This is a genomic window from Dysgonomonas sp. PF1-14 (genome assembly GCF_029892965.1).
Taxonomy (GTDB): domain Bacteria; phylum Bacteroidota; class Bacteroidia; order Bacteroidales; family Dysgonomonadaceae; genus Dysgonomonas.
Genome location: NZ_JARXWN010000004.1, coordinates 120,820 through 141,059, shown reverse-complemented (window position 1 = coordinate 141,059; position 20,240 = coordinate 120,820). Strand labels below are relative to the sequence as shown.

Annotated in this window: 19 protein-coding genes and 1 other RNA gene; 14 read left to right on the top strand and 6 right to left on the bottom strand. The window is 39.2% G+C overall.

From position 1 onward, the window contains the following. Nucleotides 1–3 precede the first annotated feature (3 nt). The 3 genes from pyrB to M2448_RS07080 form a co-directional block, all read right to left on the bottom strand. The gene (gene pyrB, locus M2448_RS07090) at nucleotides 4–921 is read right to left on the bottom strand and encodes an aspartate carbamoyltransferase (protein WP_280645212.1); all 918 of its coding nucleotides are present in this window, start codon (nucleotides 919–921) and stop codon (nucleotides 4–6) included. A gap of 244 nt (nucleotides 922–1,165) precedes the next feature. Further along, nucleotides 1,166–2,992 carry a hypothetical protein gene (locus M2448_RS07085; protein WP_280645211.1) on the bottom strand — a complete coding sequence of 609 codons (1,827 nt, stop codon included), beginning with the start codon at nucleotides 2,990–2,992 and terminating at the stop codon, nucleotides 1,166–1,168. A 16-nt stretch (nucleotides 2,993–3,008) separates the two neighbouring features. Next, the gene (locus tag M2448_RS07080; protein WP_280645210.1) at nucleotides 3,009–4,202 is read right to left on the bottom strand and encodes a saccharopine dehydrogenase family protein; all 1,194 of its coding nucleotides are present in this window, start codon (nucleotides 4,200–4,202) and stop codon (nucleotides 3,009–3,011) included. A gap of 501 nt (nucleotides 4,203–4,703) precedes the next feature. Here M2448_RS07080 and atpD point away from each other — a divergent pair. From atpD to M2448_RS07035, 9 genes are all read left to right on the top strand, one after another. Further along, entirely contained in the window at nucleotides 4,704–6,218 is a 1,515-nt protein-coding gene (gene atpD, locus M2448_RS07075; RefSeq protein WP_280645209.1) for a F0F1 ATP synthase subunit beta, read from the top strand. Nucleotides 6,219–6,356: 138 nt separating this feature from the next. Beyond that, nucleotides 6,357–6,605 carry an ATP synthase F1 subunit epsilon gene (gene atpC, locus M2448_RS07070; protein WP_280645208.1) on the top strand — a complete coding sequence of 83 codons (249 nt, stop codon included), beginning with the start codon at nucleotides 6,357–6,359 and terminating at the stop codon, nucleotides 6,603–6,605. Between the two features lie 4 nt (nucleotides 6,606–6,609). Then, nucleotides 6,610–7,017 carry a hypothetical protein gene (locus M2448_RS07065; RefSeq protein ID WP_280645207.1) on the top strand — a complete coding sequence of 136 codons (408 nt, stop codon included), beginning with the start codon at nucleotides 6,610–6,612 and terminating at the stop codon, nucleotides 7,015–7,017. 73 nt (nucleotides 7,018–7,090) lie between these two features. Beyond that, complete coding sequence (gene atpB / locus M2448_RS07060) at nucleotides 7,091–8,188, top strand: F0F1 ATP synthase subunit A (protein ID WP_280645206.1); 1,098 nt, start codon at nucleotides 7,091–7,093, stop codon at nucleotides 8,186–8,188. Nucleotides 8,189–8,312: 124 nt separating this feature from the next. Further along, on the top strand, nucleotides 8,313–8,564 hold the full coding sequence (gene atpE, locus M2448_RS07055; protein WP_006842280.1) for an ATP synthase F0 subunit C: 252 nt from the start codon (nucleotides 8,313–8,315) through the stop codon (nucleotides 8,562–8,564). A gap of 94 nt (nucleotides 8,565–8,658) precedes the next feature. After that, a complete protein-coding gene (gene atpF / locus M2448_RS07050; RefSeq protein WP_280645205.1) occupies nucleotides 8,659–9,159 on the top strand; it encodes a F0F1 ATP synthase subunit B in 501 nt (166 codons plus the stop codon). A gap of 5 nt (nucleotides 9,160–9,164) precedes the next feature. After that, nucleotides 9,165–9,722 carry a F0F1 ATP synthase subunit delta gene (locus tag M2448_RS07045; RefSeq protein ID WP_280645204.1) on the top strand — a complete coding sequence of 186 codons (558 nt, stop codon included), beginning with the start codon at nucleotides 9,165–9,167 and terminating at the stop codon, nucleotides 9,720–9,722. Between the two features lie 66 nt (nucleotides 9,723–9,788). Then, the gene (atpA, locus tag M2448_RS07040; protein WP_280645203.1) at nucleotides 9,789–11,375 is read left to right on the top strand and encodes a F0F1 ATP synthase subunit alpha; all 1,587 of its coding nucleotides are present in this window, start codon (nucleotides 9,789–9,791) and stop codon (nucleotides 11,373–11,375) included. 7 nt (nucleotides 11,376–11,382) lie between these two features. Next, nucleotides 11,383–12,273, top strand: a complete 891-nt coding sequence (locus M2448_RS07035) for a F0F1 ATP synthase subunit gamma (RefSeq protein ID WP_280645202.1) — start codon at nucleotides 11,383–11,385, stop codon at nucleotides 12,271–12,273. A 110-nt stretch (nucleotides 12,274–12,383) separates the two neighbouring features. Here M2448_RS07035 and M2448_RS07030 read toward each other — a convergent pair whose 3' ends face one another. Further along, a complete protein-coding gene (locus M2448_RS07030) occupies nucleotides 12,384–13,982 on the bottom strand; it encodes a hypothetical protein (protein ID WP_280645201.1) in 1,599 nt (532 codons plus the stop codon). A gap of 16 nt (nucleotides 13,983–13,998) precedes the next feature. After that, complete coding sequence (locus tag M2448_RS07025) at nucleotides 13,999–15,216, bottom strand: ABC transporter ATP-binding protein (protein ID WP_280645200.1); 1,218 nt, start codon at nucleotides 15,214–15,216, stop codon at nucleotides 13,999–14,001. Nucleotides 15,217–15,441: 225 nt separating this feature from the next. Here M2448_RS07025 and ssrA point away from each other — a divergent pair. The 3 genes from ssrA to M2448_RS07010 all read left to right on the top strand — a co-directional run bounded on the left by ssrA (nucleotide 15,442) and on the right by M2448_RS07010 (nucleotide 17,715). After that, nucleotides 15,442–15,840, top strand: a transfer-messenger RNA (tmRNA) gene (ssrA, locus tag M2448_RS07020). A gap of 274 nt (nucleotides 15,841–16,114) precedes the next feature. After that, entirely contained in the window at nucleotides 16,115–17,185 is a 1,071-nt protein-coding gene (locus M2448_RS07015) for a tyrosine-type recombinase/integrase (protein ID WP_348523101.1), read from the top strand. 14 nt (nucleotides 17,186–17,199) lie between these two features. Continuing rightward, entirely contained in the window at nucleotides 17,200–17,715 is a 516-nt protein-coding gene (locus M2448_RS07010; protein WP_280645199.1) for a GTP pyrophosphokinase, read from the top strand. A 78-nt stretch (nucleotides 17,716–17,793) separates the two neighbouring features. Here M2448_RS07010 and M2448_RS07005 read toward each other — a convergent pair whose 3' ends face one another. Continuing rightward, the gene (locus tag M2448_RS07005; RefSeq protein WP_280645198.1) at nucleotides 17,794–17,967 is read right to left on the bottom strand and encodes a histone H1; all 174 of its coding nucleotides are present in this window, start codon (nucleotides 17,965–17,967) and stop codon (nucleotides 17,794–17,796) included. Between the two features lie 171 nt (nucleotides 17,968–18,138). Here M2448_RS07005 and M2448_RS07000 point away from each other — a divergent pair, with 171 nt between their 5' ends. Beyond that, nucleotides 18,139–19,080: a DUF6794 domain-containing protein gene (locus tag M2448_RS07000; protein ID WP_280645197.1), complete on the top strand. Its 942-nt coding sequence runs from the start codon at nucleotides 18,139–18,141 to the stop codon at nucleotides 19,078–19,080. Nucleotides 19,081–19,136: 56 nt separating this feature from the next. Then, complete coding sequence (locus tag M2448_RS06995) at nucleotides 19,137–20,207, top strand: hypothetical protein (protein WP_280645196.1); 1,071 nt, start codon at nucleotides 19,137–19,139, stop codon at nucleotides 20,205–20,207. Nucleotides 20,208–20,240: the final 33 nt, after the last annotated feature.

Below are 20,240 nucleotides of genomic sequence, written 5' to 3'. Positions count from 1 at the left end.
TGGTTAATTTATTTTTATATTCAGTGCATCACAGATAACGGCCTCACGGGTAAACACTCCGTTCTTAGCCTGCTCGAAGTAGTAGGCCTTAGGACTGTCGTCCACGTCCTGATCTATTTCGTTCACGCGCGGTAGCGGATGCAGTATTCTCAGATTGTCCTTCGTGTCGCTTATCATATCTTTTTTGAGTATATACACATTTTTTACCTTCTCATATTCCATCAGGTCGGTAAAACGTTCGCGCTGTACACGGGTCATATATAGTATATCCGCATTGTTGATTACCTCGGGCGAAAAGTCGATATGCTCTTCATACTTTATGCCGCGCTCATCGCAGAAGCTTTTGTACGAATCGGGTACATGCAGTTCTTCGGGTGCTACGAAATAGAATGTCGGGTTGAAGTGCGACATGCCTATTATCAGCGAGTGCACTGTGCGTCCGTATTTGAGGTCGCCGACAATCGTAATGGTCAGATTTTCCAATGTTCCTTGCGTCTTGTATATAGAATACAAGTCGAGCATAGTCTGTGTCGGATGCTGGTTTGCTCCGTCTCCGGCATTGATAATGGGAACAGACGATATCTCCGAAGCATAGCGGGCAGCCCCTTCCAGATGATGGCGCATGATGATAATGTCGGCATAATTATTTACCATCAGTATCGTATCTTTAAGCGTTTCCCCTTTGGCCGAGCTGGTCGTTGCCGCATCCGTAAATCCGATGATGCGTCCACCCAGACGGTTCACAGCCGTTTCGAAGCTGAGGCGTGTGCGGGTAGAAGGCTCAAAAAACAATGTAGCGCATACTTTGCCTTCCAGTAGTCTCCTGTTGGGGCTTTCGTCGAATTTCTTTGTCAGATTCAGTATTCTCAGAATGTCTTCTTTCGAATAGTCTGTAATGGATACAAGGCTTTTGTTAATCATATTTCACCGTTTTGAAGGATAAATCTGTGTATGTCAAAAAAAATCCCCGAAAGAGTAATTCTCTTCGAGGATAATATATTAAATCTTTAAATCTTTAATATAAATAAAAAGACTAAATTGTGATATCAAATATTCATCAGGTAGATTTTGTCTTTTCATGAGTTTTTTATATTAATTGTAAAGATAAATACTTTTTTTTGAGATATCATTGTTTTTCATTCAAAACTTCAAAGAAGCATTTTATTTACCACCAATCTGCATTTACTTCCATAAGATATTTATTGGCTATTGAATCAATAATATTGATATATTCTTTTTTAGTGCGGAAACCGTCTTTTAGGGTGTTCCCTCTAGCCTCTATTGTATATACACTTTGTAGCTTATGATTTGCTGATATTATATCAGGAGAAATATCTTTCACTAATGGAAGTGCCCCGTATTGAGGATCGTCTTTTGTAACATATATTGTGACACCATTTGTCTTATATTCGGTGTAATTGTCCGGTTCGCTAATTTTACATTGATCTTTGGCAGAAAATGGCCTGATCAGGAGGCTACTCCTGTTGTAAGAACTAATTTCAGATTGATGTTCTTCCATCCATGTATGATATCTGATTGATCTATTTACTGACATGAAAACCATAATGATTACTGTGCTGTAGAACAAAACTCTTCCTAACTTTGGAAAATAGATATTTCGTTGAAAAAAAATAAAACTAACAATGAAAAATACACTTCCATAAATAATACCTGAGGCAAATCGAATATCAGGAGCAAATAACAACCAATATATGAAAGATACAATTAATGATATATACAAAATTAATTGAGGTTTCCAGTTTATTTTATTTACATTTTTCCTATATAAAAAGTGGTATAATAAAATGAATGGGGACAATATTATAATCAGATATGATAAAAGGGCAAGAATATGGTTTAAAAAGAATAATTTGTATGTCAGATAACCTGACCTTTCAAAGAAGTAAAATGTTAGAGTGTCTTTAAAAAGACCTTTCGCAAAAACGCTAATAGCTATCTCCTTTTGAATCTTTGCTATCCCTGCCGGAATTTTCCAATCAAAAGAAAATATGTCCAGTTCGCTCAGAGGATACACCAAATATCCACATATAATAACATTGCGAACCAGCCATAAACTTACAATGAGAGTGGCTGAAGTAATCAGAAATACAGGTAAGGCTTTTCTTTTACTATTAATTGCTGAAAACAGAATATATATGGAGAGAAAGCATAGAGGAAAAACGGACATCTTGAATGTACAAAGAGTTATAGGCAAGATGAAAATCAATAGATTTCTCTTATTTAATAGTTCCGGGTATAATGTAAACCTTGCAATAAAGTAAAAGACGCAAAGATTAGGAACAATATCTGTAGACGAATCGGCTAAAAAGTCAGCGTTTAAAATAAAGAAACATAAAAAGATGAATAACAGAATAATCCTACTGATGTGAAATCCGGATGTTATCACTTCTTTCAATATCCAAAACATTACCAGGATAAACAAAATAGACTGTAGTGCGTATAAAGGCTCTCCTAAAAGAAAGCGAAAAGTAAAAATAGCAGAAAGGAGTAGGTAGTTTGAATTAAAAGCAAAACGGTCCTCCAGATTTGCCATTCCCGGAATGACGGGATATTCTTCATTCCATTGTATTTGTGAATAATGATAAATAAGAGCGTCTGTCCAGCATGCGCAATATAATACATATAATAAAACACCACATACCGAAAGAATCATTACTGTCTTTTGAGGCACAGATAGTATAATAATGGTGTTTTTAATTTTATGTATTCTTTTTTTTAGGCGTTCTTTATTCAGTATCCAATATGTACAGCTAATTACAAGGTATATGAAAAGAATATAATGGTTGGATGGCAGCCACAGCGAAGAAAAACTCAAAGGTATCAATATTGAGCAGATACCCAGAATAAAGGTGTCAGTAATGTTGTACTGCTCTTCACATTTGCAAAGTTTGTTATATAAAGAAATAAATATATCACCAAAGGATAGTAATACATAAAATATTACTATCCACGCTAATATGATTGTCAACATATAATTAGCTTTAAAATTACATTTCTAGGTCTACATCAAACAGTTCGTGCCAAGGCAATCCCTGTTTGTTCAGTTGTTCCATAAACGGATCGGGGTTGAACTCTTCTACATTATATACGCCCGGTTTGCGCCACAAGCCTTTCATAAACATGATAGCACCGATTGTAGCCGGTACGCCTGTCGTATAGCTTACGCCCTGTGCACCTGTTTCTTTGTATGCAGCTTCGTGCGAGCAGTTGTTATATACATAGTAAGTACGTTCCTTACCGTCTTTGATACCTTTTATACGGCAGCCGATAGAAGTCTCACCTGTATAGTTTTCTCCAAGCTCACCCGGATCAGGCAATACTGCTTTCAGGAATTGGATAGGTACGATCTCCACACCATTATAAATAATAGGGTCGATGCGTGCCATACCTATATTCTGTATTACTCTGAGGTGAGTAAGATATTCCTGTCCGAATGTCATCCAGAAGCGGGCACGTTTCAGTGTCGGGAAGTTTTTTACAAGCGATTCCAGTTCCTCATGGTAAATAACATACGACTCTTTCGCCCCTATGTTCGGATAGTTCAGCGGCTTGTGGATGGCATGAGGTTCAGTTTCTACCCATTCGCCATTTTCCCAGTATTTACCTTTCTGGGTAACCTCGCGTATATTGATTTCAGGATTGAAGTTAGTAGCAAAAGCTTTGCCATGATCGCCTGCATTACAGTCTACTATATCCAGATAGTGCATTTCGTCGAAGTGGTGTTTTGCGGCATAAGCTGTAAATACACTGGTTACACCCGGATCGAATCCGCAACCCAGAATGGCAGTCAGTCCGGCTTCTTTAAATCTGTCCTGATAAGCCCATTGCCAGCTGTATTCGTATTTAGCTTCCTCTTTCGGTTCATAGTTAGCTGTGTCCAGATAGTTGACACCACAAGCCAGACATGCATCCATTATCGTTAAGTCCTGATATGGAAGAGCAACATTGATAACAAGTTCCGGCTTGAAAGAATTGAAAAGCCTTTTCAAATCCTCTACATTGTCGGCGTCTACCTGTGCCGTCTGGATTTTATTTCCTCCTATAGCTTTGGCTATGGCATCACATTTCGATTTTGTACGGCTTGCCAACATGATCTCCGTAAATACGTCCATGTTTTGGGCAACCTTGTGTGCTACTACGGTTCCGACACCTCCTGCACCGATAATTAAAACTTTACCCATTTTTTTTCTAAATTATTTTATATATTATTGGGACGAAAAATATTCGTCCGATGTTGTTTTGTCGAACAAAAATACAATTTAATAATTGAAAAGTGATTAAATTGTACTTTGATTATTCTTGATGGAAATAGGTTCGGCTTTCGGGGTATTAATTTTATCTATTGCTCATAAAATCTATAAATATTAACTATTAGAAACATTGTAGTTAACTAAAGTTTAAAAAAAGTAAGTATGCTTATATTTTTTCCTGTTAAGAAGACTATTAAAAATTTATAATGATTATATTTGTCAGAACTTTTAAGCAGAGGAGTCTGATGCCATACAATACTTAGCGTTCTTCTCACACTTTTATTGATCAACAAGAGACTTTTGTCGCTTTAGAATTTTGAGAATTAAAGAAATGGTTATTTCTATTCGATTCTTAGGGATTGTATGGTGATTCGTTTTGTAGTTTTAGGAATAGAAAATAAACAAAAATAAATATAATAAATTAAAGAGCTTATGTCACAAACAGTTGGGCATGTTTCCCAAGTTATCGGACCAGTAGTCGACGTATTTTTTAATACCAGCGATCCGTCCCTTAACTTGCCGAACATCAATGATGCCCTTGAAATTAAAAGGCCGGATGGCCGTTCTTTGATTCTCGAAGTAAAACAACACATAGGCGAAGATACCGTGCGTGCCGTTGCTATGGATAGTACAGACGGACTTAGTCGCGGACTTGAGGTGATTCCATTAGGGTCGCCTATTAGAATGCCTATAGGCGATCAGGTGAAAGGTCGTCTGATGAATGTAGTAGGTGATGCCATTGACGGAATGGCTGATCTTGACAAAAAGGGTGGAGATCCTATCCATAGGGAGCCTCCGAAGTTTGACGAATTGCAGACTGCCCGCGAAGTGCTTTTTACCGGAATTAAGGTGATCGACCTTTTAGCTCCTTATGCCAAAGGAGGTAAGGTAGGTCTGTTTGGTGGTGCCGGTGTAGGTAAGACCGTTCTAATTCTGGAGCTTATCAATAATATGGCTAAGGCGCACGATGGATACTCTGTTTTTGCCGGAGTAGGTGAACGTACCCGTGAAGGGAATGATTTACTTCGTGAAATGATAGAAGCCAGAGTTATCCGTTATGGAGAAGAATTTGAAAAAAGCATGGAAGAAGGTCACTGGGATTTGTCTAAGGTAGATTCGGAAGAATTGAAAAAATCCCAATTATCGCTTGTGTTCGGACAGATGAACGAACCTCCGGGAGCACGTTCTGCTGTAGCTCTGTCGGGGCTGACAATAGCTGAATCGTTTCGTGATGCGAAATCAGACGGACCAAAAGATATCCTTTTCTTTATAGATAATATATTCCGTTTTACACAGGCCGGTTCAGAAGTATCCGCCTTGTTGGGACGTATGCCTTCTGCTGTAGGTTACCAGCCTACACTAGCTACGGAAATGGGTGCTATGCAGGAACGTATTACTTCAACAAAAACAGGTTCAATTACATCGATACAGGCTGTATATGTACCTGCCGATGACTTGACCGACCCTGCCCCTGCCACGACATTCTCACACTTGGATGCGACTACAGTACTCGACCGTAAGATTACAGAAATGGGTATCTATCCGGCTGTAGATCCTCTTGGCTCTACTTCGCGCAGTTTAGATCCTATGGTTGTGGGACAAGACCATTATGATACCGCTCAGCGTGTAAAACAAATACTTCAGCGTAACAAGGAATTGCAGGATATTATCTCTATTCTCGGTATGGAAGAATTATCGGACGACGATAAACAGACCGTAAACCGTGCAAGACGTATCCAACGCTTCCTGTCGCAGCCGTTTAATGTGGCAGAGCAGTTTACCGGTGTGCCGGGTGTGATTGTCGATATACAGGATACAATAAAAGGATTTAAAGCCATACTGGACGGTGAAGTGGATCACCTGCCTGAACAGGCTTTCCTTAACGTAGGTACTATCGAAGATGCCATTGCCAAAGGTGAAAAAATCCTTGCACAGGCAGCTGAATAAACACCTCCCCAACCCCTCCAAAGGGAGGGGCTGAAGAATGTGATAATGAAAGAACATAATAGTTTAACTATTAAAAAATAGATACCCGCTTTACATCCTCCCCTTTTGGGGGAGCTAGAGGGGGTGGTAATAAAGAAAATGAAAAAATCGGAACTCCAATTAAATATTATCTCGGCAGAGAAAAAACTGTTTTCAGGAGCCGTAACATCGGTAGTTATTCCCGGCGTGTCGGGTAGCTTCGGTGTTTACCCTGATCATGCTCCACTGATCTCTCCACTGAAAGAAGGCGTTATCACATATATTGCTGATAAGGTTGAAAGTTCACTGGATGTAAAAGGTGGTATAGCAGAAGTGAATGATGGGGTTGTAACGGTTTGCGTAATTTGAAAGAATGGACTTTTTCAAAGCTAAATTAGTCACTTCGTTACTGGCATTCGGATTAATAATGGGAGCGCTTGTAGGTGCATTGCTCTACTATCAGTTTCCACAGTATTATCCCCATTGGTACGAAGGCATTTTGCTCTTTTTCTTGATATTGGAATCATTGATTCTTGTGTATGTGGAATCGGCCAGCCGTAAGGTAACCCAGAGGCAGATGCTGAATACATATATGCTGACCAAAGTGGTCAAGATATTTGCCGCCCTCATTTTTATAGGCGCTTATGTTGCCATAGTCAAGGAAGATAAAAAAAGTTTCATTCTCGTATTTATGATTTTCTATCTGCTGTTTCTGGCAATGGAATCTTTTCTGTTCCTCAAGATAGAAAAACGATTAAAGAATAAACAACGTTTCGAGTAGCGAGAACAGAACTGAAATTCATTTCATGTTATGTCGAGTCACGAGAAATGACTAATGAAATAGAACAAATAGTATGAAGCACTATTTAAAATACATTTTGGCCTCGTTCTTTATGCTTGCCGCAATAGGTGTACAGCCTGTCGCTGCTGCGGGTGAGCATGGAGAAGAAGGTGGAGAGTTGAACGTAAAAGAGTTGATTCTCGATCACCTTGCCGACTCTTATGAATGGCATCTGACCACTTGGGGCGATACGCATGTGTCTATTCCTTTGCCTGTCATAGTAAAAGGTGAGACCAGCGGATGGCATGTATTCATGTCCAGCCAGTTTCATCACGGGCACGAAGCATACAATGGTTTTTATATAGCCCGGTCGGGTGACTATAAAGGTAAGATTGTGGAAAAGAATGCCGCCGGAGAAGAGGTACGCCCTTTAGATTTTTCGCTGACTAAGAATGCGACAAGCCTTATCATCAGTTCCATACTTCTGCTCATTATCGTAATGAGTGTTGCCGGATGGTATAAGAAAATGGCTAAGAGCGGAGAGCATAAAGCACCGAAAGGCTTTGTCGGTTTCATGGAGATGTTTATAATGAGCGTTCAGGATGACATTATAAAACCATGTGTAGGTAAGAATTTCAGAAAGTTTTCACCTTACCTGCTTACGGTATTCTTCTTTATATTCTTCAACAATATCTTAGGACTGATACCGATCTTTCCGGGAGGTGCCAATGTGACGGGTAACATTGCCGTTACGCTGGTTCTGGCATTGTTTACATTCTTTATTGTAAACATGTTCGGATCGAAAGAGTACTGGAAAGAAATATTCTGGCCCGATGTGCCTACATGGCTCAAAGTGCCGATACCGATCATGCCTGCTATAGAACTTGTAGGAGTATTCACAAAACCGTTTGCACTGATGATTCGTCTTTTTGCAAATATCCTTGCAGGACACTCTATTGTACTCGGTCTTACATGCTTGATATTCGTTACCGTAAATCTGGGTCCGGTTATCAACGGGTCTATGACGCTGGTTTCGGTGTTGCTGACAGTATTTATCAGTTTTGTGGAAATACTGGTAGCTTACATTCAGGCTTATGTGTTCACCATGTTGTCGGCCGTATTTATCGGATTGGCACAGGTAGAACCACACCATCATGCAGAGAAGCATTAAGAAATAATACCCCTCCCCATCCCTCCCTAATAGGGAGGGAGAAAGCTTCCCCTTTTGAGGGAGGTTGGAGGGGATGAGATATAAAAATAATAAACAAATTAAATAACTTAAATTTTAAAAGATTATGTTACTATCAACTTTATTACAAGCAGCAGAAGCTGCAACAAGCTTAACAGGTTTTGGTGCTGCACTAGGTGCAGGATTAGCTGTAATCGGTGCAGGTATCGGTATCGGTAAGATCGGTAGCTCTGCAATGGAAGGTATTGCCCGTCAGCCGGATGCAGCCGGAGATATCCGTACATCTATGATTATCGCTGCGGCGCTGGTCGAAGGGGTTGCCCTGTTTGCTGTTGTAGTATGTGGATTTATCCTATAATAAGTTTATCAGTTAAGAGTTTGATAGTATACTAGATTAAAAAAACTAGTAAACTGGAAGACTAACAACTAGTAAACTAAAAAAAATAAAAAATATGGGTTTATTATTACCTGAATCTGGGCTTCTCTTTTGGATGCTTCTTTCGTTCGGTATCGTTTTCTTCGTTCTTGCCAAATTTGGTTTCCCTGTGATTACCAAAATGGTAGATGAACGTAAAAACTATATACAGGATTCGTTAGATGCAGCACAGAAAGCGAATGACCAACTGGCTTCTATAAAAGAACAAAGCGATGCTATACTGGCATCGGCCAAAGCAGAGCAGGTGAAAATCTTGAAAGATGCTGCCGATACGCGTGAACGCATTGTTGCCGAAGCGCGTGAGCAGGCTAAAATAGCAGGAGCTAAAGAGATGGACGAAATAAGGAAACAAATACAGGCTGAGAAAGATCAGGCTATCCGCGACATTCGTCGTCAGGTAGCTGAGTTGTCAGTAGATGTAGCCGAAAAAGTACTCCGCGAATCTCTGAAAGATCCTAAAGAGCAAATGTCAATGATTGATCGCCTGGTTGATGAGGCTATGGTTTCAAAATCTTAACTGTTATGAATGAAGGGATGATTTCTAAGCGATATGCTAAAGCTCTGTTGCAATATGCAGTAGATCAGAAAGCCGAAGACACTGTGTTTTCGGAAATGAAGACACTCGCTTCGGTTTTTGCCGTCGAGCCAAAAATGCGTATGGCAATGGATAATCCTACATTGAATGCTGATGATAAACTTGGACTGATCGGTGCTGCCGTCGGTGGAAAAATGAGTGATACCTTAAGCCGTTTTGTAGAACTCGTGCTGAAAAACAGACGCGAAGTATTTATGCGGAATATAGCTTTGTCCTATATCGACCTGTATTGCGAATCGAAAGATATGAATATGGGACGATTGGTGACAGCTACTCCGGTAGATAGTACAGTGTCTGAGAAGATGAAAGGCCTGTTGCAAAAGGTAAAACCGGGAACACTCGATTTTGAAACAGAGGTAGATCCAAGTATCGAAGGAGGATTTATCCTTTATGTAGATACCTATCGGTTAGACGCCAGTGTGAAAACTCAGCTGAAACGGATTAAACAGCAGTTTGTCGCTGAAAACAGTAAGATTTCGAAATAAGTCGTGCTATATGAAAATGAGTAAAACTCATAATTCATAACTTATAATTTATAATTAAAATAACGTATGTCTGAAAATATAAAAGCAAGTGAAGTCTCCGATGTGCTGAAAATGCAGCTCGAGAATATCAGTAGCCGCGTTCAGTTCGATGAAGTGGGTACTGTACTCGAAGTAGGAGACGGTGTTGTTCGCATATATGGACTGAAAAATGCAGAAGCCAACGAGCTTCTCGAATTCGACAATGGTCTGATGGCTGTTGTGATGAACCTCGAGGAAGACAACGTGGGTGCTGTATTGCTGGGTCCGTCCGATCAGATCAAAGAGGGTTTTACCGTAAAGCGTACTAAAAGAATTGCCTCCATCAATGTGGGCGATGGTATGCTCGGACGTGTAATTACGCCTCTTGGCCAGCCTATAGATGGCATGGGACCGATCACAGGCGAACTATTGGAAATGCCACTGGAACGTAAAGCTCCGGGTGTTATTTACCGGCAACCGGTTACACAACCGTTACAAACAGGATTGAAGGCAGTAGATGCGATGATTCCTATCGGTAGAGGCCAGCGTGAGCTTATCATCGGTGACCGCCAGACAGGAAAAACAGCTATTGCCATAGATACTATAATCAACCAGAAAGGTAACTATGAGGCAGGAGACCCTGTGTATTGTATCTATGTAGCTATCGGTCAGAAGGCTTCTACAGTAGCCAATATTGTGGAAACACTGAAAGAAAAGGGTGCAATGGATTATACAGTAGTGGTTTCGGCTACAGCTGCCGAGCCCGCTGCGGTACAATATTTTGCTGCCTTTGCTGGTGCTGCTATCGGTGAATATTTCCGCGATACAGGCCGTCATGCACTGGTAGTGTACGATGACTTGTCTAAACAGGCTGTTGCCTATCGTGAGGTGTCACTGATCCTTCGCCGTCCACCGGGACGTGAAGCTTATCCGGGTGATATCTTCTACCTGCACTCGCGCCTGTTGGAGCGTGCAGCGAAAATTATTGGTCAGCAGGAAGTTGCCGAGCAGATGAACGACCTGCCTGAAAGCCTGAAAGGGAAAGTAAAAGCAGGAGGTTCGCTGACTGCACTGCCTATTATCGAAACGCAGGCAGGTGACGTATCAGCCTATATACCGACTAACGTGATCTCTATTACCGATGGTCAGATATTCCTCGACGGTAACTTGTTTAATGCAGGTAAACGTCCGGCTATCGACGTAGGTATTTCCGTATCGCGTGTGGGAGGTTCGGCGCAGGTGAAAGCCATGAAAAAAGTAGCAGGAACACTGAAGATAGACCAGGCACAGTACCGCGAACTGGAAGCATTTACACAGTTTGGTGGTGACTTAGATCCTGTGACTGCAATGACTATAGATAAAGGTAAGAAGAATACCGAACTGCTTGTGCAGATACAGTATGACCCAATGCCTGTGGAGAGACAGATTGCTATTCTATATTGTGGTACTAACGGATTACTTCGTCAGATACCTGTCGATAAAGTGCATGAGTTTGAAACAGAATTCTTGAGGACGCTGGAAATGCAACACCAGAGCGATGTGCTCGATCAACTGAAAAAGGGTGTGATCAATGAGGATATCGAAAAAGTGCTCAGAAGCGTTGCCGCAGACATTGCGACTCAATATAAAAACTAATTGAATTATGGCATCTCTTAAGGAAATAAAAAACAGAATAGGCTCGGTAAAGAGTACGAAGAAGATTACCTCTGCAATGAAGATGATTGCATCGTCTAAACTGCACAGGGCTCAGGCGGCTATCAACAACTTTCTGCCTTATCAGCAGAAGTTGGATTCTATCCTGACCAATCTCCTTGCTTCGGATATGAGCTATGAGTCTCCTTTTATCCAGAAAAGAGAAACAAAGAGGTTAGCGATTGTGGTTTTTGCTTCTAACTCTTCGCTGGCTGGTGCATATAATTCGAATGTAATAAAAGAGTTCAATGTTACTTACGCTAAGCACAAAGAACTGGGTAAGGAAAATATCCTGCTATATCCTGTCGGAAAGAAGATTGCAGATGCTCTGAGAAAACAGGGATTGACATCGCAAGGCGACTACAGGGAGATGGCAGATAAGCCTTCTTATCAGGCAGTACAGGATTTGGCGAAGGAGCTGATTGCTAAATATGTGGCAAAAGAAATAGATGGAGTTATACTTATCTATCATCATTTTGTATCTACAGGTACACAGCGGCTACAGACTGTACCGTTTCTGCCGTTCGATCTGGAGCAAAAGCATAGTGTCAATACAGTGGAAACAGACTCAAGTACAGTTCAGACCGATTATATTCTGGAACCTTCGAAAGAAGAGATATTGGAAAGCCTGATACCTACAGTCTTATATTCGAGATTGTATGCGGCGTTGCTGGACGCAAATGCATCAGAACATGCTGCACGTACAATAGCTATGCAGATAGCTTCGGACAATGCGGACGAACTGGTTCAGGACCTGACAATACAGTACAATAAATCTCGTCAGCAGGCTGTAACTAACGAACTACTCGATATTATCGGTGGTGCATCAGCATTGCAGTGACGATAGTATAGGTTATTACTTATTTCTACAATATAAGAAAGTCCCGGATCTGAAATCCGGGACTTTCTTGTTTTTTATATTTCTTGTTCTTTTAAGGCATATATTATAGCTTATTCTTCGGCTATGCTTTTCCACTTGCGTACAAGTACAGAGATAAGCGACATGGCTACTGCTATGAATATAATATTGAACCAGAACATATTCATTACATCTGCATCTGTTGGCTCGAAATACTCTTCATCTGAGTATTCAGAATGCAGAAAGACTGTGAGGTATGATAGTGGAATAAGGCATGGCAGTAACCATATGAGGATATTCATATATATACTGGATCGGCCCTTCCTGCCTTTAGATGTAATTTTAGCTATTATCCTTATCAGAAGAGCAATAAATAATGCGATCCAGAATAAACATATGCCTATGGCAATAGGTCTGTCACTTCTGTAACCGACAGATTGTGCCAGAGCTACACCTAGTAAGACGACAATAAAGATCAGTATCCCTAAGGCAACAAATGCGATGAGCCATTGTTTACCTCCGGTTACTCTGAAAGTGTACACGAAGATAGATAGGCACACAGCTATACATGAGCAAAACAGTATGAACCATTCGAAAAAGGCATTGTCATATTCATAATATTGGAGTATATGCTCATATCCGGCTCTTAGCATGCTGTATTGCAGATATGGAGTCTTACTGTTTACGATCGAGTAAGCGTATTCCTGATAGGTACTGTCGGGAACAGGAGCAGCAACTACAACCGCTTCTTCAACCGGATATTGTGAATAGTCATCTTCATCATAGTAGTATTCGGGCTTATAACTATTGAGAGCAGTAGAAGGGTTTACCTCAAAAAACGGCGGATTATAGATGCGCTTAAACCACTGCTCAGGAGTGATATTTCCTTTCAGGTTATGTTTTTGTTGCAGCTTGTCGAAGTCTTTCATAACTGCAAGGATATCATCTTTTTGCCCGTTTCGCAACCATTTTTTCACAAGTTCTTGTCTTTCCACACTCTGGCGCTTGTCCGAGTCCATATCTCGGAAATTACCATAGAAATAAGCATTGTAATAGTAGCGGTCTTTGCCAAACAGGAAGGATGGACCTATATATCCTTTCAGTATAATTCCGCCCCGATGGCTGTATTCGGTAGCGTAAAGGTTTAAGTCGAGCTTTTCGGGGTCGAGCTTCATATTATCCGGTATGGGGATCGGCTTGTCGTATTCATTTTCGAATTTGAAATAATCATGGTCATTTGCAATTAGTCCGTTAGCCATATCCAGTGTTTTCAAGGCTTCTTTCACTTCTTCGAGCGATGCTGCCGATTTCCATTTGAAGATATGTCCTTTAGTAAGTGTGAAAGGAATAAATGAGAGACCTACCGTAATAGCTAAAATAATGAGCCACTCAGCATATAACTGTGACGTTCTGCGTGGATAGAAGGTCTTAAATCCATTGTTGCGGCTATAGAAGACAAGCCAGCCTATAAGTATCAGTACCCCGACCAATATGCTTGTGAAATAGAGCAATCCCAGATCGTTATCGAGCGAGTAATAATAGTTGCGTGTGAATGCGGTATCGGCAGATAAATAGCCAATTGCGAAGAAGATAATATGTACTCCTGTCAGTATGAGCAACATGGGCACTATCCTTGTATTCCAGAGAATAGGATAATGAAGCAGCAGGTATTTTTGTATCTTGTTTATCATTATGCGGTATGTTTTTTTAGGATAGGAAAAATCTACGGGTAGAATTGGATATATTCCGGAAATATATGATAGGTATATGGCTGTCGAGAACCGTTTGCAGAAACATTTCCTGTGTGATGTCGTCAGGAAAACTGGCGACATAAGTACCGCCGTTTATCTGAAGTTTTTCCAGCCTGAGAGAGTTTAGTGCTTCGCGAAGCTGTTCCTGCTTCCATTCCGATTCGAATTCGACAATAAACCGTGAGACTTCGGTGTAGGTGACGTCCGTATCGGTAGCCAGGTTTCGCGGTGTCCCGTTTTTAAGGAATATAACATTGTCGGAAGCCTTTTCTACTTCGTACAGCTGTTGCGAACTAAGTATTATACCCAATGGGCGGAACGGTGAACGAGCTATATCGCGAAAGTCATCGAGTACGATTTGCTGTGCCAGTATATCCAGATTGGCCAACGGCTCATCTATAAGTAATAATTTGGGCTTGCGCAACAATGCTCTTGCCAGTTCGAATCGCATCTTATAGCCCGAAGACAGGTTTTTCCAGCTATATGTACGGTATTTGCGTAATCCCATTCGGGCAATAATAAGTTCTACCATACATACATTTTCGTCTCCTGTGATTCCATATGAGGCAGCTGTAAAACGCAGGTTAGAAAGCAATGAGCCTTGCCACGATGTTGTGCGCTGCGGAATGTATATAAGCCTCGAACGCAGGTCGTAGTTGTCTTTATGTGAAAACAGATACCTGATTTCTCCGCCTGTGGGTTCCAGTTCGCCGCATAAGGTGCGTAGCAGTGTTGTTTTTCCATTACCGTTTTCTCCTACCAATCCCACTATTTCTCCTTCTTTTATTTCGAGGTTTATAGGGCCAAGGGCAAAAGCTGAGTTACGGTACGATTTTATCAGATTGTATGTCGATAATAGGGGTGTACCTATATTAGATGCTTCACCTTTTGCAGAAAGCTCAGAATACAGTTCATCCAGCAGGTTAGAAAATCTTTCCTTCTGTGCTTCCGTATTATTTGTATTCGAATCGAGCCAGTCGAGGAAGTCTAATGTCTTTTTGTAGGATACGACATTTTCTGTATCCAAAGTGAGGTCTATAACTCTTTTGGTAAGGAGTGAGAAATCTTCATAGGTTATCAGTTTTCGGATTTCTTCAAATTGCGAATGGAATATTGTCATACTCTGTGTATTGAGTTGTTTTGTAATTAGAGGCAAATATATGGATTTTTCCATAAGTAATTTTGCCCTGTTAGATATAAAACGACAAAAAGCGAAAAGAGCAGATGAAATTTCTCTTTTCTGTTATCTTTTTCCGGGAACTTTATCTATATGGAAAATAGGGTTAGACAAATTAATCTGAATTGTAGCAGTACAGGGAAATAAAATTTGATTATCTTTGTCACTTAAAATCATATTTAATATCTTCTTTTGTAAGTTTATTGGATATTGATAATTCATGGGGCTGACTGGCTTTGACAGCGAGATGAAGTGGTTTGTAAGCATGCAGTGCGTAGTCGGCTGGCACTATAATCTCAGACGTCAAAAATTTAACTGGCAATAACAATTACGCTCTTGCTGCTTAATCGAAGTATAGTAGATTCTAGCTTAATCCCTGCACAGGTGTAGGGACAAGACATCACCCGGAAGCTGTGGCTTCGAAGCGTGCCGATCAGGTGGTGCAGGCAAATCGGAGATAGGATAGGAGAGGCTTTGGCTCTTATCTGAAACTAAAGAAGCTAAGGTTTGAGTTGGTGGCTTTGGTCTTGCTCATTCACGAAAATAAAAGCAAAGATAAGCATGTAGAAAGCAGATTAGTTCCTTGTTTGGACGAGGGTTCAACTCCCTCCAGCTCCACTTTTTAAACCGCTTGTAAAGGCGGTTTTTTCATTTCTATACATTAATCCTACTATTTCAATAACTTAGGAAAGCAATCGAAAGCACAAAAAATATCCGAAAAGCAAGAAAAAGCTAAAGTTTTCTACTATATTTGCCTTTGGTAGAAAAACAGGTAGAAAAATGGATAGTCTAAAAATTAAGCTGGTTTTTGATAGAAAAGGAGTAGCTAACACCTCAAATAAACAGGGAGTTATAGAGCTATACATATACGACTCAATCAGTAGAAAAAAGATATATTTCTACCGGCATAGAAGTAACCGCAAAACAGTTTAAGCAAGATAAAGGAGAAAGAGGCTACATAGTACAGCATCCTAATAAGATTGCAAAGAACGGACAACTAGATAAAATATTTAGAGATATAGAGGCTTTCGCTCTTTCGGATGAGTGTAGGTCTATTGAGGATGTACATAAGTGGAATAAAGCGGAGGAAAATACTCTATCTGTCATTTCCTTTATCCAAAGTGAATTAAAGAGACGTAATCCGTCTATGACTGTATTAGCTCAAAATAAAGCTCTAATAAATCAAATAGAGGGTTTCGGACGTTTTAAAACGTTCTCTGACTTTACCTATATCAATGTAATAGACTTTGACGCTCATTTGAAAGATAACGGATTAGCTGAGCCTACAGCCTATAAAAGACACTCCTTATTACATGGATATATCAGAGAGGCTATCAATAGAGGTTATTGTACTTATGATCCTTATATAACATTCAGACCTAAAAAAGGTAAATCTAATGATCCTGTATATTTGGAGGAGTACGAGCTAAACGCTATTCTTAATTGCAAGCTGGAGGAAAAGGTAGATAGTGATAGACTAATAAAAGTTAGAGATACTTTCGTTTTTCAATGCTTTACCGGCTTAGCTTATATTGATATAAAGAATTTGAGACAGGAAGATATCCAGCTGGGTTTTGATAATAAAGTTTGGATTATGACAAAAAGGGAGAAGACGAATATTAACGTGAATGTTCCTCTACTTGAAATACCAAGGAAAATACTGGCTAAGTATAAAGATGAATTAGATAGTAATAAAATCTTACCCATAATGAGCAATCAGAAAATGAACGAATATCTGAAGGAGATTGCTAATTTATGTGGTATTGATAAATCATTATCCTTTCATCTTGCACGTCATACATTTGCCACAACGGTAACTTTATCAAAAGGAGTTCCGATAGAATCTGTTTCTAAGATGCTGGGGCATACCAACGTTCAGACTACCCAGATTTATGCACGCATAATAAATGAGAAAATTAGTTATGACATGGCTAATCTCGCACGGAGACTTAAAAAGAAGTTATAACAAAATATATTTTAATGAATACAGCAAGATTATTCTTGCTGTATTTTTATTTATCAACGATTACAGAACTAAATAATCATTATCTTTACCATATGCAAGAAATACTTGAAAAAGCTATTCAGATAGCAGTAAATGCTCATTTTGGTCAGACAGATAAAACCGGAGCGCCATACATCTTTCATCCTTTAAGAGTAATGGGTCGGGTTTCCTCAACAGAAGAACGTATCGTTGCTGTGTTACACGATGTTGTGGAAGATACATCTGTTACTTTTGAAGATCTCGTTGAAGCTGGAATTCCTAAACATCTGGTTCTCATTCTTCGTATACTTACCCGAAAAGTGGATACACCTTACGAAGGCTATATTGAAAAGATAGGCGAGAATTCAGTGGCAACTGCTGTTAAAATTGCAGATTTGACTGATAATATGGATGCATCCCGCCTTCCTAAAATAACAGAAGATGATTTTACGCGTCTACAAAAATATTCAGAAAGCCTTAGATACCTCAAATCAATAAGTGGTATTAAATAGATTGGAAGTGATTCTCATTTAGTGGAAATATAAAATTAAAACGGTATGAAAGTTCATACCGTTTTCAAAAAACACATATTATTTTGATGCCTCAATAGATTTCTTACGGAATTCTTTCAAAGCTTTTTCGATTGCTAAAGATGCTTTACGAGCACGAGTTCCAGCGGCTTTATTTCCATTTTCAACTTGTAATGCTGCATCTTTTGTAAAGTCTGCAATTAACTGATTTAGATTTTCTACTAGATTTTTCATTTGTATATTCATTTTAAATTTGAGACACAAAGATATATTTTGTTTTTGGAAGTATTATTCAATGCACATATACATAAAAAGAAGAAATCATATTTTATGGAAATAAGACGATAATAGCCTCTAACTTATAGATTGATTTCAATACCTTTATAAGGTTATAATACTGATATTATGAAAAGATACTTTTCTCTATTAATCCTGTGGTCTATAACATTTATGTGCTACTCCCAAAGTGATGATATATTATTACCTGATAATAGGTATTGCTCTGAAGTTCTCAATGATAGTATTTCAAAAAATGGATTTTATATTCCATCCAATATATATGAATGTAATAAAGAATTGGATAAGATACTGGGGATACAACCGAAGCAGCTGTTAAGTGATGCAAGGGATATTGAATTAAAACGTATTATGGGGATATCTGTCTTTAGTGAATGGGCCGAGCAAGAGTCCAGCCGTTTATGTTGTTATTTCAGGACAAAAGGCATAGACTCTTATGAAGATAGGGATTATCTGATTTTATTATCTTACAAGAGACACCTGCTAAACCGGAATTTCGATATTGATACAGAATGTAATAAAATCCGGTTATATCATGACTCTATATCAAAAGAGCGTAAAATACGGTACGAGAATAACATTCGGGCAGATTCTATAGACGGAGTTTACATACCAGAAAACCTGAACGACTGTTTACCGGCATTGGACAGGCTACTCAATGATACTGTAAAGTCTATGATAAAGAATGCCGACAGCACAGCGGATTTTCACTTTGGTCTGGGAAGGTGGTTACGCAATAATTGGGGATTATGGGGAGGTTCACGATTACAATTATGGTTCAATAATCAGGGGATAGACCATCCTGATGATATCTCGGGAATTATATTATCTACATATCAGGAATATCTGCAAAAGGCATCTGTTGATACAAAGCAGAAATTAATGCTACTGAAGGCAGAATATGAACAATTTGCAAAAGAGATGCAAGCGATGCAAGAAGGGCCCCACAATTTCGAACCTGTTGATTTCAACGAAGAAGATTATTATTCTGATGAATATAAAGATTTTTTGAAACGCAAGCATATTGAGTGGATATACATTTCAAGGTGATAATACATTACTTTAATTTATATATTTGTACATATACTATTTGAAACACGAAGAATATGAGAAAAATACTTTTAATATTATTACTGTTCACTTACGCATTAATAATCGGCGCAACAGAACAAGTGCCGGATCAACTGATATACAACGGGAAAAAGATTTCATTGTATACAGGTTGGGGACATCCTTCCCCACTGCAAACCTATTTTCAACAGAATGATATAAAATATCCATTTACAATGCTGAGCACAGCTAACTATAGAGGACATATTGCGACATGGGAAATAAAGGACAACAAATTCCTCTTAAACGAAATAAAAGTAAGAGATGATATTTACAAACCTGAAAAATACGACATTAAATCAATATCAGATACAATCATTCCGGGAGGAAGAGTTCTTGCTGACTGGTTTAGCGGAGTCCTCCAATGTTCTACAGAAAAACAATCATATTATTTTTATATAAGATATGGAGAGGTTATAGATGAACAGGTTATCACCGAAAAAGATTTTAAGAAAATACAGAATTTATCAGAGAAAGATACTACAAATCATGAATTGATGCGTAAATATTCTATGCTGTACCTTAACCAGAATTATATTTCTTACTATTTCAGGCTATCGAGTGAAGATAAAATATCGAATGGTGATAAAAGTGGCCGATTTATTACCCGTAAGGGATTCAGTCCCATCTTGGGATATTTTGGCAACGACCATATGAAGTGGCCCTATAACTGGGAGAACTTTGAAAAAAGTGGTGCGCCCGATTGCATCTGGACTGTTGAAAAAAATAAAGTATATCTTGCTCAGGTAGGGTTAAGGACTGGTACAGGTTTCTATGAAGTCACTCGTTTTGAAGTGCCTTTGGATGAGTTATTTCCAACGGGCATTGATAACATCAAAGTTTACGCAGACTGGCTCACCGGTATTTATATGATACAACACGGAGAGGAAAAAGAAGATACACTTTTACCCGGTTTTACTGAGTTCAAGATAGATAATATTACTTATGTAAGAATTATTAACGGGTTATTAATTGAAGAATATACCGTTCCTGCTGATTATACAAGAAATGGTATTCCTGAAGATGCAGACTCTGGATTAAAGAAGATACTTGAAGAGCTGCAATAAACAATATGGATTTGTTGCTACTATAGACTTTGA

Coding starts and splice junctions, on each gene's coding strand:
- pyrB (WP_280645212.1), bottom strand. CDS start 921: ATGATTAACAAAAGCCTTGTATCCATTACAGACTATTCGAAAGAAGAC.
- M2448_RS07085 (WP_280645211.1), bottom strand. CDS start 2,992: ATGTTGACAATCATATTAGCGTGGATAGTAATATTTTATGTATTACTA.
- M2448_RS07080 (WP_280645210.1), bottom strand. CDS start 4,202: ATGGGTAAAGTTTTAATTATCGGTGCAGGAGGTGTCGGAACCGTAGTA.
- atpD (WP_280645209.1), top strand. CDS start 4,704: ATGTCACAAACAGTTGGGCATGTTTCCCAAGTTATCGGACCAGTAGTC.
- atpC (WP_280645208.1), top strand. CDS start 6,357: ATGAAAAAATCGGAACTCCAATTAAATATTATCTCGGCAGAGAAAAAA.
- M2448_RS07065 (WP_280645207.1), top strand. CDS start 6,610: ATGGACTTTTTCAAAGCTAAATTAGTCACTTCGTTACTGGCATTCGGA.
- atpB (WP_280645206.1), top strand. CDS start 7,091: ATGAAGCACTATTTAAAATACATTTTGGCCTCGTTCTTTATGCTTGCC.
- atpE (WP_006842280.1), top strand. CDS start 8,313: ATGTTACTATCAACTTTATTACAAGCAGCAGAAGCTGCAACAAGCTTA.
- atpF (WP_280645205.1), top strand. CDS start 8,659: ATGGGTTTATTATTACCTGAATCTGGGCTTCTCTTTTGGATGCTTCTT.
- M2448_RS07045 (WP_280645204.1), top strand. CDS start 9,165: ATGAATGAAGGGATGATTTCTAAGCGATATGCTAAAGCTCTGTTGCAA.
- atpA (WP_280645203.1), top strand. CDS start 9,789: ATGTCTGAAAATATAAAAGCAAGTGAAGTCTCCGATGTGCTGAAAATG.
- M2448_RS07035 (WP_280645202.1), top strand. CDS start 11,383: ATGGCATCTCTTAAGGAAATAAAAAACAGAATAGGCTCGGTAAAGAGT.
- M2448_RS07030 (WP_280645201.1), bottom strand. CDS start 13,982: ATGATAAACAAGATACAAAAATACCTGCTGCTTCATTATCCTATTCTC.
- M2448_RS07025 (WP_280645200.1), bottom strand. CDS start 15,216: ATGGAAAAATCCATATATTTGCCTCTAATTACAAAACAACTCAATACA.
- M2448_RS07010 (WP_280645199.1), top strand. CDS start 17,200: ATGAATACAGCAAGATTATTCTTGCTGTATTTTTATTTATCAACGATT.
- M2448_RS07005 (WP_280645198.1), bottom strand. CDS start 17,967: ATGAAAAATCTAGTAGAAAATCTAAATCAGTTAATTGCAGACTTTACA.
- M2448_RS07000 (WP_280645197.1), top strand. CDS start 18,139: ATGAAAAGATACTTTTCTCTATTAATCCTGTGGTCTATAACATTTATG.
- M2448_RS06995 (WP_280645196.1), top strand. CDS start 19,137: ATGAGAAAAATACTTTTAATATTATTACTGTTCACTTACGCATTAATA.